This window comes from Hungatella sp. SB206, assembly GCF_051132295.1.
Classification (GTDB): domain Bacteria; phylum Bacillota; class Clostridia; order Lachnospirales; family Lachnospiraceae; genus Hungatella; species Hungatella effluvii.
Window position 1 is genome coordinate 2,290,233 of sequence record NZ_CP096603.1, and the last position, 12,336, is coordinate 2,302,568.

General features: G+C 51.3%; 12 protein-coding genes. 10 read left to right on the forward strand and 2 right to left on the reverse strand.

Translation table 11 applies throughout. From position 1 onward, the window contains the following. The first annotated feature begins 48 nt into the window (after positions 1-48). Entirely contained in the window at positions 49-921 is an 873-nt protein-coding gene (gene map, locus M1L66_RS09865) for a type I methionyl aminopeptidase (RefSeq protein ID WP_187021758.1), read from the forward strand. 208 nt (positions 922-1,129) lie between these two features. Continuing rightward, entirely contained in the window at positions 1,130-3,214 is a 2,085-nt protein-coding gene (locus M1L66_RS09870; RefSeq protein WP_434692625.1) for a sodium-translocating pyrophosphatase, read from the forward strand. Positions 3,215-3,289: 75 nt separating this feature from the next. Here M1L66_RS09870 and M1L66_RS09875 read toward each other — a convergent pair whose 3' ends face one another. Together M1L66_RS09875 and M1L66_RS09880 are read right to left on the reverse strand one after the other, a co-directional pair. Further along, a complete protein-coding gene (locus M1L66_RS09875) occupies positions 3,290-3,751 on the reverse strand; it encodes a DUF6773 family protein (protein WP_434692627.1) in 462 nt (153 codons plus the stop codon). Next, positions 3,748-3,948, reverse strand: a complete 201-nt coding sequence (locus M1L66_RS09880; protein ID WP_025529691.1) for a helix-turn-helix transcriptional regulator — start codon at positions 3,946-3,948, stop codon at positions 3,748-3,750. The genes M1L66_RS09875 and M1L66_RS09880 overlap by 4 nt, the downstream gene beginning before the upstream one ends. Positions 3,949-4,157: 209 nt before the next feature. Here M1L66_RS09880 and M1L66_RS09885 point away from each other — a divergent pair, with 209 nt between their 5' ends. The 8 genes from M1L66_RS09885 to M1L66_RS09920 all read left to right on the forward strand — a co-directional run bounded on the left by M1L66_RS09885 (position 4,158) and on the right by M1L66_RS09920 (position 12,259). Continuing rightward, entirely contained in the window at positions 4,158-5,687 is a 1,530-nt protein-coding gene (locus tag M1L66_RS09885) for a putative glycoside hydrolase (protein WP_434692629.1), read from the forward strand. A gap of 46 nt (positions 5,688-5,733) precedes the next feature. Then, on the forward strand, positions 5,734-6,264 hold the full coding sequence (locus M1L66_RS09890) for a DUF1653 domain-containing protein (protein ID WP_187021752.1): 531 nt from the start codon (positions 5,734-5,736) through the stop codon (positions 6,262-6,264). Between the two features lie 85 nt (positions 6,265-6,349). Continuing rightward, a complete protein-coding gene (uvrC, locus tag M1L66_RS09895) occupies positions 6,350-8,149 on the forward strand; it encodes an excinuclease ABC subunit UvrC (protein ID WP_243270255.1) in 1,800 nt (599 codons plus the stop codon). Between the two features lie 93 nt (positions 8,150-8,242). Then, positions 8,243-9,175: an HPr(Ser) kinase/phosphatase gene (hprK, locus tag M1L66_RS09900; protein ID WP_187021921.1), complete on the forward strand. Its 933-nt coding sequence runs from the start codon at positions 8,243-8,245 to the stop codon at positions 9,173-9,175. Positions 9,176-9,183: 8 nt separating this feature from the next. Beyond that, the gene (murB, locus tag M1L66_RS09905; protein WP_055657473.1) at positions 9,184-10,098 is read left to right on the forward strand and encodes a UDP-N-acetylmuramate dehydrogenase; all 915 of its coding nucleotides are present in this window, start codon (positions 9,184-9,186) and stop codon (positions 10,096-10,098) included. A 22-nt stretch (positions 10,099-10,120) separates the two neighbouring features. After that, positions 10,121-10,999 carry an RNase adapter RapZ gene (rapZ, locus tag M1L66_RS09910; RefSeq protein WP_110321081.1) on the forward strand — a complete coding sequence of 293 codons (879 nt, stop codon included), beginning with the start codon at positions 10,121-10,123 and terminating at the stop codon, positions 10,997-10,999. A gap of 6 nt (positions 11,000-11,005) precedes the next feature. Continuing rightward, on the forward strand, positions 11,006-11,974 hold the full coding sequence (gene whiA / locus M1L66_RS09915) for a DNA-binding protein WhiA (protein ID WP_025529696.1): 969 nt from the start codon (positions 11,006-11,008) through the stop codon (positions 11,972-11,974). 30 nt (positions 11,975-12,004) lie between these two features. Continuing rightward, complete coding sequence (locus M1L66_RS09920; protein ID WP_002600621.1) at positions 12,005-12,259, forward strand: HPr family phosphocarrier protein; 255 nt, start codon at positions 12,005-12,007, stop codon at positions 12,257-12,259. Positions 12,260-12,336: the final 77 nt, after the last annotated feature.

The window sequence follows — 12,336 nt, forward strand, 5'->3', positions numbered from 1 at the left end:
GGAGAGAAAACGTGATAAAACGTTGTAGAGAAGATGGAGGAATTAGCGATGTTAAAGTTAGGAAGAAATGACGCCTGCTGGTGCGGCAGCGGAAAGAAGTATAAGAACTGCCATCTGGCGTTCGACAGAAAAATTGAAAATTACGGTATCATGGGTGATCTGGTGCCGGAGCATTACATGATCAAGACCCCGGCGCAGATCGATGGAATCAGGAAGGCCGGCGAGGTGAATACGAAGATCCTCGATCTGGTGGATTCCTTCATACGTCCGGGCATCAGCACAGAGGATATCAATACCCTGGTCCATGAAAATACGATAAAGATGGGCGGCATCCCGGCTCCCCTTAATTTTGAAGGCTACCCGAAGAGCGTCTGCACTTCCGTCAATGAGGTGGTCTGCCACGGCATTCCCGATCCGAACCGGATCCTGAAGGAGGGCGACATCATCAATGTGGATGTGACGACGATCTTAGACGGTTATTACGGAGACGCCTCCAGAATGTACTGCATCGGAAACGTGTCGCCGGAGGCGGAGAAGCTGGTACGCGTGACGAAAGAGAGTGTGGACTTAGCGCTTAAGGAAGCCCGGGCCTGGGGCCACTTGGGCGACATAGGAGCTGCCATATCCGAGTACATTTATGCAAATGGTTTTACGGTAGTGCGTGAGATCGGCGGCCACGGCGTGGGGAATGATTTCCATGAGGAACCGTGGGTCAGCCATATCGGAGAGCGGGGAACGGATATGCTTCTGGTTCCCGGCATGATCTTTACCATAGAACCGATGGTAAATGCGGGACGGCCCGATGTGGTTCAGGATGAGGAAGACGGCTGGACCATCTATACGGAAGACGGAAGCCTGTCGGCACAGTGGGAGTACACGGTGCTGATCACGGAAGAGGGGCCGGAGGTGCTCACTTATTAGGAGTTTTTTTGAGCCGGCATATGCAGGGAGAAGCCCGGCGGGAAGCAGGATGTGGAAGATGTAGTTCCACTCCGGTTTCCCGCCGGGCTTCTGTCCGTTAAGGTGTTGAAAAAATTCATGCATATTTGTTGAATACGCCCATATAAAGAACTATAATGAAATTGAAACTAAACAATTTCAATAAAATGTTATTACAAGGAGGGGTACCATGAATGTTATGTATGTCGTAGCAATTGGTTCCATAGCCGCTCTGATTTATGCTGCCTGTATGTTTGTCCGGGTGAAGGGACAGCCGGAGGGCAGCGCTGGGATGATTAAAATCTCTACTGCGGTCAGGAAAGGTGCCGGCGCCTATTTAAGACGGCAGTATCTGGGCGTCGGCATTTTCTTTGCTGTCGTTTTCATCATATTGCTGTGTATGGCGTTTGGCGGTTTTTTGAGTTATTTTACACCGTTTGCATTTTTAACGGGCGGCTTTTTCTCCGGTTTGTCGGGGTTTATCGGAATGCGGACCGCGACGATGGCAAACTGCAGGACGGCGGAGGGGGCTTCCCGCAGCCTGAACAAGGGCCTCAAAGTGGCTTTCTCGGCAGGCTCTGTCATGGGCTTTACCGTGGTGGGGCTGGGACTTCTCGATCTGACGATCTGGTATTTTATCCTGAATACCGTGTTCCATTCGCTTCCGGAGACGGAACGGATCGCCCAGATTACAGCCAATATGCTGACCTTCGGCATGGGCGCCTCCAGTATGGCGCTGTTTGCCCGTGTGGGCGGCGGTATTTTTACGAAAGCGGCCGATGTGGGAGCCGATCTGGTTGGTAAGGTAGAGGCGGGGATTCCGGAGGATGATCCCCGTAATCCTGCTGTTATCGCGGATAACGTAGGCGACAACGTAGGTGATGTGGCTGGTATGGGCGCAGATTTGTATGAATCGTATGTAGGCTCGATCGTGTCTACCGCAGCGCTGGCGGTTGCAGCCGGCTTTGGAGTGAAGGGCGTGGCCGTTCCCATGATGCTGGCGGCATTCGGTGTCATCGCATCGATTATCGGTACCTTCTTCGTAAAGACAAAGGAAGATGCCTCACAGAAAAACCTTTTAAAGGCGCTGCGGCTGGGAACGTATATCAGCGCTGTTCTGGTGGTGGCGGGGGCCTATGTGATTATCCGCCTCCTGCTTCCGGAACATATCGGGATCTATGCGGCGGTGCTGTCCGGTCTTGTCGCCGGTGTTCTGATCGGTGCAATCACGGAATATTTTACGTCGGATTCGTACCGGCCGACGAGGGATCTGGCCTCGTCCAGTGAGACGGGAGCGGCTACGGTGATTATCAGCGGACTGTCTCTCGGCATGCTTTCTACGGTAGCTCCTGTGATCATCGTCGGCGTGTCGGTGCTGATCAGCTATTACTGTTCGGGCGGAAACGCTGATTTTAACATGGGACTTTACGGTGTCGGAGTCTCTGCGGTCGGCATGCTATCGACGCTGGGAATCACGCTGGCAACCGACGCGTATGGACCAATCGCCGATAATGCGGGAGGAATCGCGGAGATGACCCATATGCCTCCTGAGGTCAGAAACCGGACGGATGCTCTGGATTCTCTGGGAAATACGACGGCGGCCACCGGAAAGGGATTTGCCATCGGCTCAGCCGCGCTGACGGCACTGGCGCTGATTGCATCTTATATTGACAAAGTCAAACGGCTGAATCCGGATATTGCGCTGAATCTGACCATCACAAATCCAACGGTCTTAATCGGCCTGTTCATCGGCGGCATGCTTCCATTTTTATTCGCGGCTCTGACCATGGATGCGGTGGGAAAGGCCGCTCAGTCTATCGTGGTCGAGGTGCGCCGTCAGTTTAAGGAGATCAAAGGGCTGATGGAGGGAAAGGCGGAACCGGATTACGCCGCCTGTGTGGATATGTGCACGAAATCGGCGCAGAAGCTGATGCTGGCGCCGGCTCTGATCGCAGTGATCATTCCCATCGTTGTCGGGCTTTTGCTGGGGGTGAATGGTGTCGCAGGCCTGCTGGCCGGCAATACCGTGACCGGCTTCGTCCTGGCGGTCATGATGGCCAACTCCGGCGGAGCATGGGATAATGCAAAGAAATATATCGAGAGCGGAGCCCACGGCGGAAAAGGAAGCGACCAGCATAAGGCCGCGGTCGTGGGAGATACGGTTGGCGACCCGTTTAAGGATACGTCGGGGCCATCCATTAATATTCTGATTAAACTTACCTCCATGGTCTCCATTGTATTTGCAGGATTGATTGTGGCGGTGCATCTGCTTTAGCTTTTAGAAGGGCGGTGGAGGAACGGTTATGAAATAGAAGGAGAAGGCGTCTGCCTTCTCCTTTTGTCTGCCGGGTTACTCTTCTTCCTCTTCGGTATCTTTCAACGCTCTTTTTTTCCCGATACGGAAGCAAAGAGAATCCACCATATACATAAGCCCAAACATGAAAAAGAACAATAGTAGGAAAGAGATGACTGCTGTCGTAAGGGAATAGCGGACGTAAAAGCTGTAGGCGATAATCAGTGACGCTGCCAGGGAGCTGATGGCGTAGAGCAGAAACAGCTTTTTGCGATTCGCAGTTTCCGCAGTATAAATGTTGCCGTCTCTGGCATCCAGAAATAAATTATAAACAGACGCGGCAAGGACGACGACAGCCTGCGGTACTATGTATTTCAGCTCCCATCGGAGTAAGTGAAGCTCCGTCAAAAGGCAGAAGCCGGTTGCAAGGAGAAGAAAATTCCAGCTCTTTCTGGCATTCCTAAGACTTTGAAGTTCCATTCGTTCATCTACGATTCGTTTCTTAAACAGTGATTTCATTCTGATACCTCCCAAAATAATTCGTCCAGTGTCCTGTTCAGTTCTTTACAGATTGCGATACAGAGATTCAGTGTCGGGTTATAGTTCCCGGATTCGATCATGCTGATGGTCTGCCGCGTGACGCCAACCCGTTCCCCTAACTGCTCCTGCGATAAATCGTGTTCCACACGGGCAATTTTCATCCGTTTGTTCTTCAATAAAAATCCACCTCCAGTTCCTGCGTTATACTCGTTTCATACCTACATAGTACACTAAAAAAGACTATATGTCAAATATAATTTACAAATTGAATGATTAAAGCGTCAAAACGAAAACACGTTTGTAAATTTTACAAAATGTGGTAAAATATTAAATAAATGTTACAGGAGAATACCATAAAACCATCAGGAAAGTGAACGGGAATAATATGAAAAAATGGCTTTTGGCAGTACTTGTCTGTACGCTGGCGGTGACGGGATGCAGCAAATATAAGCAGGTATCCGATTTGCCGGAAACGGATGAGACAACAGAAACAGAGAGTATGAGCGGAGAAACCACGGAGGAGACGCTGGAAGTCCAGCAGGAGACAGAGCCGGCAGAACCGCAGAAGAAACGGGTTCGTGTGAAGGGCGTCTACATTTCCGGATATATGGCTGGATCAGAAGGCTTTCAGGCGATTCTTGACAAGATCGACCAGACGGAGATTAACGCGGTGGTCATCGATGTGAAGAACGACGACGGAAGAATTACATTTTCCATGGATGATGCGCCTACTGTCAATGAGATCGGCGCTTCGGAGCGGTATATCCGGGATATCGGAGCGCTCATGGCGGATTTAAAAGCCCGGGGTATCTATACCATCGCCCGGGTCGTGGCTTTCCGCGATCCTTATCTGGCTGAGAAGAAGCCGGAGTGGAGTTTAAAGAACGCGGATGGCAGCCTTCACCGCGACAATAAGGGGCTGGCCTGGGTCAATCCCTACCGCCAGGAGGTCTGGGACTATCTGGTGGAAGTGGGCACACAGGCGGCGAAGGTCGGGTTTGACGAGATACAGTTTGATTATATCCGGTTTGCCACGGACAGCACCATGAAGCAGGTCGCATTTGACGAGGCGGATACGAAAGGACGCTCCAAGACGGACATCATCACGGAGTTTATTACGTATGCCTATGACAAGCTGTCGGCGGAGGGCATCTTCGTTTCGGCCGATGTTTTCGGCACCATTATAGGAAGTAAGATTGACGCGGATGCGGTGGGCCAGGTGTATAATGATATGGCCAGGCATTTAGACTATATCTGCCCGATGATTTATCCGTCCCATTACGGCGATGGTAATTTCGGAATCGAGCATCCGGATACCCAGCCCTACGATACGATCTATGCGGCATTGATGAAATCGAAGCAGGATCTGGCCATAGTGACGGCGGCAGGGGAGGGGCATGCCATCGTGCGCCCATGGCTTCAGGATTTCACCGCTTCCTATTTACAGCATTACATCAAATACGGCCCCGCCGAGGTGCGAGCCCAGATTCAGGCCGTCTATGACGCCGGATACGATGAATGGATCCTTTGGAGCGCATCCAACAAATATACGTGGGATGGCCTTCTTTCGCCGGAAGAAGCCAGCCAGGAGGATCGGAAGATTGCCGAATCGAGAGCGGCTCTGCCTCCTGAAACGACGGCAGCGCCGCCGACAGAAGCAGCGAAGCCGGAAACTGCGCCGGCACCGGAGGAGACGCTTCCGCAGGAGGGACAGCCTTCTGAAGAAACCTCGATGGAGGAGACAGAGGCGCCGGTGGATGAAACATCCGCCAGCGAAGAACTGCAGACCAGCGAAGACCCGGAAACAGAGGCCACGGATCGGGCCGCTTCCGCTCAGCCGGAGACAACGGCGCAGGGAGAGAAGAGAAGCAAGCCCAATGTTGTGATCGTCACGACAGGCGGGGCAGGAGAATAGCGCGGTACTGCGCAGATATGACAGAAAATCAGGAAAGGAAACGCATATGGACAGAATACCAAAACCAGGAGAATGTTACAGGCATTTTAAGAATAAGTTGTATCAGATCATCACCGTAGCCAAACATTCTGAGACAGAAGAGAAGATGGTGGTTTACCAGGCGCTGTACGGCACATTTGGGACATATGTGCGGCCGCTGTCCATGTTCATCAGCGAAGTGGACCATGAGAAATATCCGGAGGTGAAGCAGAAATACCGGTTTGAGCGGGTCGAACTTAAAGAAGAGGCGGCAGGAGAAACGAGCGTGGAAGATGCGGCATGGACGAAGACTGAGGAAGCCGAAGAAGAAACAACTGTTTCCAGTAAAATTCTTCTTGCTTTTTTAGACGCGGAGACGTATTATGAAAAGCTGGAAGTTTTAAAAGAACGCCGTGAGATATTTTCCGAGGAGGAGCTTGCGGCTGTCTGTGAATCTCTGGACATCGGAAGCGGAACGGGTACGCGGGAAGGCATGTACCGCGCCGCCGTCAATTATCTTGAGATGCAGACGAAATACGATGGAGCGAGACTGAGGTGACAAATACGTGGAGCAATCCGGATACAATGGATTTAATATAGAAGAAGAACTAAAGAAACTGCCCGCCCAGCCTGGGGTCTACATCATGCACGATAAAAGGGATGAGATCATCTATGTGGGAAAGGCCATCAGCTTAAAGAACAGGGTCCGGCAGTATTTCCAGAGCAGCAGGAATAAGACGTCAAAGATTGAGCAGATGGTTTCCCGGATCGCCAGGTTCGAGTATATCATAACGGATTCGGAGCTGGAAGCCCTGGTTCTGGAGTGCAACTTAATCAAGGAACATCGTCCCAGATACAACACGATGTTAAAGGACGATAAGACGTATCCGTATATCAAGGTGACGGTCTACGAGGATTTCCCCCGGGTATTATTTTCCAGGGACATGAAAAAGGACAAAAGTAAGTATTTTGGGCCATACACCAGCGCAGGAGCGGTTAAGGATACGATTGATCTGATCCATAAGCTGTACAAGATCCGTACCTGCAACCGCAATCTGCCGAAGGATATCGGCAAGGACCGCCCCTGCTTAAATTACCACATTAAGCAGTGCTCGGCGCCCTGCCAGGGATACATTAATAAAGAAGAGTACGGAAGGGCCATCAGTCAGGCCCTTGATTTTCTGGGCGGCAAATACGATCCGGTCATCTCCATGCTGGAGGAAAAGATGCAGACGGCGTCGGACGAGATGGATTTCGAAAAAGCCATCGAATACCGGGATTTGCTGACCAGCGTCAGGGCGGTGGCCCAGAAACAGAAGATTACCAGCAGCAGTATGGAGGACCGCGATATCATCGCTATGGCGAAGGATGAAAAGGACGCGGTTGTCCAGGTCTTCTTCGTAAGGGAAGGCCGTCTGATCGGCCGGGAGCATTACCACGTTACCATTGCCACGGCAGAGGATGACAGGCAGATCCTGACCAGCTTCGTCAAGCAGTTTTATGCCGGCACGCCGTTCGTCCCAAGGGAGCTCTGGGTTCAGACAGAGCTTGAGGACAGCGAGATCATCAGAGAGTGGCTCAGCGCCAAACGCGGCCAGAAGGTGAAGCTTGTCGTCCCTCAGAAGGGGGAGAAGGAGCGCCTGGTAGAGCTTGCGGAACGCAACGCGGCCCTGGTCCTTTCCCAGGACAAAGAGAAGATCAAACGCGAGGAGCTGCGGACCATCGGCGCCATGAATGAGGTCTGCGGCTGGCTCGGCATAACCGGAGTCCACAGGATCGAGGCCTTCGATATCTCTAATATCAGCGGTTTCGAATCGGTAGGCTCCATGATTGTTTATGAGGATGGCAAGCCCAAGCGGAACGATTACCGCAAATTCAAGATCAAATGGGTCAAAGGCGCCAACGACTACGCCTCCATGCGTGAGGTCCTGACGCGCCGCTTTTCCCACGGTCTTGATGAAGCCGCTTCTTTAAAGGAAAAGGGCGTGGACGAGGAGTTCGGCAGCTTCACAAAATTCCCGGACTTACTCATGATGGACGGCGGCCGCGGCCAGGTCAATATCGCCCTGGAGGTACTGGGTGAGCTGAAGCTTTCCATCCCTGTCTGCGGTATGGTAAAGGACGACAACCACAGAACGCGCGGTTTATACTACAACAATGTGGAGATTCCCATCGACAAGCGTTCCGAAGGCTTCAAGCTGATCACCCGTGTTCAGGATGAGGCCCACCGCTTTGCCATCGAATACCACCGCAGCCTCCGCAGCAAAGGCCAGGTCCATTCCATCCTGGACGATATCCCCGACATTGGCCCCACCCGCCGCAAGGCGCTGATGCGTCATTTCAAGGATATCGAAGCCATAAAAGAAGCGTCCATAGAGTCCCTGACGGCCACACCGGGCATGAATGGTAAATCGGCGAAGAGCGTCTATGACTTCTTTCATTAGATGAGGATTGAGGAATTTCCTCCCCTTATCTCTTTTCAAAACACAAAATCTGTGTTAGTATGAGAAAAACAGATGGAAAAGGAGCATGAGACCATGCATGGAGTTGCGATTACAGAGTTAATTGAAAAAATGAACTTCCGGAACATGACACCGGAGATCGATGCGGAGAAAATCGTGCTGAGCCATCCGGATGTCAATCGTCCGGCGCTGCAGCTGGCAGGTTTTTTTGACCATTTCGACAATGAGAGGGTCCAGATTATCGGCTATGTGGAGCAGGAGTACATCCGACAGATGGAACATGACCGCAAGGTGGAGATGTATGACAAGCTTCTGTCCAGTCAGATTCCGTGTCTGGTTTATTCGAGAAACCAGGATCCTGATGAGGATATGATCGCACTGTGCGACCATTACGGCGTGCCCTGCCTTGTTTCGGAGCAGACGACCTCCGATCTGATGGCGGAGATCATCCGGTGGCTGAAGGTAAAACTGGCTCCATGCATCAGTATCCATGGCGTTTTAGTGGACGTATTCGGCGAAGGCGTCCTGATTATGGGTGAGAGCGGAATCGGTAAGAGTGAGGCGGCTCTGGAGCTCATAAAGAGAGGCCATCGTCTCGTAACGGATGACGTGGTGGAGATCAGAAAGGTCAGCGATGAGACTCTGATCGGAAGCGCTCCGGAAATTACAAGACATTTTATCGAGCTGAGAGGTATCGGTATTATCGATGTGAAGACGCTGTTCGGTGTGGAGAGCGTAAAGGACACCCAGGCCATCGACATGGTGATCAAGCTGGAGGACTGGGATAAGGATAAAGAGTACGACAGACTGGGATTGGAAGACCAGTATACGGAGTTCCTGGGAAACCGTGTGGTCTGTCATTCCATCCCTGTCCGTCCGGGACGGAATCTCGCCATCATCGTGGAGTCGGCGGCTGTCAACTACAGACAGAAGAAGATGGGGTACAACGCGGCACAGGAATTATACAACCGCGTCCAGGCAAACCTGTCAAGAAAACAGGATGATTGAGGTGTTTCATGACGATGTTTTATGAGAAACTGCTGGAAGTGTCAGATAGCAGCCATGTGAAGACGGAAGAGAAAATGAGCAGACACACGACCTTTCGCGCCGGCGGTCCCGCGGCCTACTATGTAAGTCCGGCGGACGCGCGCGAACTGGGAGAAGTGATCCGGCTGTGCCGGAGAGAAGAGGTACCGTACTGCATTCTCGGAAATGGAAGCAATCTGCTTGTGGGAGACGGCGGTTTCGATGGTGTGGTCATATCCATGACAGCCGGATTTTCCGGATGCCGTGTGGACAGTGACCGGTGTGAGATCGCGGCTGGTGCGGGAGCATCCCTTTCCCGAGTGGGGAAGGCAGCATTGGAGGCCGGGCTCACAGGCTTTGAATTTGCAGCCGGAATCCCTGGTACGGTGGGCGGAGCCGTCGTGATGAATGCGGGCGCCTACGGTTCCGAGACGAAGGATATCTTAGAATCAGTCCGGGTTATGACCATGGAAGGCGAGGAAAAGGTACTCTCCCTGCCGGAGTTGGAGCTGGGCTATCGGACCAGCTGCATTCCTGCAAACCATTATATTGTGCTGGAAGCGCGGTATCGCTTAAAGCCAGGCGACAGGGATGAGATCAAGGCGTATATGGATGATCTGGCGGGCAGGCGAAAGAGCAGGCAGCCCTTGGAATTTCCCAGTGCCGGGAGCACATTTAAGCGGCCAGCCGGCAATTTTGCCGGGAAACTGATCGAAGAGGCGGGCCTTGCAGGATACCGTGTGGGCGGCGCGGAGGTTTCCGGGAAACACTGTGGTTTTGTGATTAACAGAGACCATGCCACGGCTTCGGATATTATGACGCTCTGTCAGGATGTGAAGAGAAGAGTAAAAGAACATTCCGGAGTGGAACTGGAGATGGAAGTAAAGACGCTGGGACGATTTTAAAATGGCGTAGAGGAGACTTTTTGTGAGACTGGTAATTGTGACAGGCATGTCAGGCGCCGGTAAGACAAGTGCGCTGAAGATGCTGGAGGACATGGGGTTCTACTGTGTAGATAACCTTCCTATTCCTCTGGTGGAAAAATTTGCCGAGCTGACCTTGAGCAATCAGGGCGGTATTAAGGATGCCGCGCTGGGGATTGATATCCGCAGCGGGGATGAACTGTCTGCACTTAACCGGATCTTTGATGAATGGTCCAGGAGCAGGGTCCCGTATGAGATCCTGTTCCTGGATGCAGGCAGTGAGACACTGATTAAGCGGTATAAGGAGTCGAGACGGATCCATCCCCTTGCGGGAGAGGGCCGGATTGACAGCGGTATCGAGAAAGAACGCCTCAAACTGGCATTTTTAAAGGAAGAGGCGGATTATATCATAGATACCAGCAAGCTGCTGACAAAGGAACTGAAGGCAGAGCTGGAAAAGATCTTTATGGCAAATGAGAGCTATAAGAATCTGTACATCACAATTCTGTCCTTTGGCTTCAAATACGGAATTCCTTCTGATGCAGATCTCGTCTTTGACGTCAGATTCCTTCCGAATCCGTATTATGTGGACGAACTGCGTCCGAAGACGGGCGAGGACAGGGAAGTGCGGGACTACGTGATGCAGAACGGGACAGCGGCTATTTTCCTGGATAAACTTTACGATATGCTGGAATTTCTGATTCCGGGCTACGTATTGGAGGGAAAGAACCAGCTGGTCATTGCGATTGGCTGTACCGGAGGGAAGCACCGCTCGGTGACCATCGCGAAGGCGGTCTACGGGAAGCTGAAAGCCCACGGCGAATTTGGCTTAAAGATCGAGCACCGTGACATTGATAAGGATAATAAAAGAAAAAAGGAATGAGCTGCCATGTCATTTTCCTCCAAAGTAAAAGACGAACTTTCCAGGCAGTTAAGCCCGGCGAGGCACTGCCAGATTGCCGAAATTGCAGCGATCATCAGCCTTTGTGGAAAGATCATAATCTCGGAAGAGGACCATTATGCCATTAAAATCCACACGGAAAATGTGGCAGTTGCAAGAAAGTACTTTACATTATTGAAAAAAACATTTAATATAGTTACTGATGTCTCTATTAGAAGGAACGCCTATTTAAATAAAAACCGTACATACACGGTGACAATCCGGGAGCATGAGGATGCCCTCCGGGTGCTTCATGCCGCAAAGCTCCTTGACGAGCATGGAGAGGTGGGGGAAAATTTAAATGTGGTTCAGAATGTGGTGATCCAGCAGTCATGCTGCAGGCGCGCATTTATCCGCGGGGCGTTTCTGGCATCGGGGTCCTTAAGTGATCCCGAGAAATTCTATCATTTTGAGATCGTATGTGCAACAGAGGAGAAGGCGAAGCAGCTTCAGGGAATCATTGCCACCTTTGACTTAGAGGCGAAGATTGTTAAGAGAAAACGTTACTATATCGTATACATCAAGGAAGGCAGTCAGATCGTCGATATTTTAAACGTGATGGAGGCGCCGGTAGCACTGATGGAGCTGGAGAATATCAGAATTCTGAAGGACATGCGCAACAGCGTAAACCGTCAGGTAAACTGTGAAACCGCCAACATCAACAAAACGGTATCAGCTGCTGTGAAGCAGATAGAGGATATAGAATATATCAGAGATACAATAGGCCTGGAAAATCTGCCGGAGAATTTGGAAGAAATTGCTCGCGAGCGGGTAGAAAGACCGGAAGCAACATTAAAAGAGCTTGGGGAAGCTCTGGACCCTCCTGTTGGAAAATCAGGAGTAAACCACCGACTTAGGAAACTCTGCGATATAGCAGAGCAACTGCGGGACAGGAGCGAACGCAGCAGAATGGAATAGGGTCCGTTCACAGGAATGAGGAGGATAATTATGGTAAAAAAAACAGTCACCGTCGAACTTGCATCAGGATTAGAGGCCAGGCCGGTAGCCATGCTTGTACAGGTAGCCAGCCAGTATGAAAGCAGTATTTACGTGGAGATCGAGTCCAAGAAAGTAAATGCAAAGAGCATTATGGGTATGATGACCCTGGGTCTTGCAGCCGGAGAGCAGGTTACAATTTCTGCTGATGGTGCAGATGAAAACCAGGCCGTTACCGATATTGAAAAATATTTGAGCAACAACTAGAGAGTGTTTATACACTCCAAATTGGAAAAGGGAAACAGGCATGAATGATTCCGCGAAGGCCGCGGAGATTCATGTCT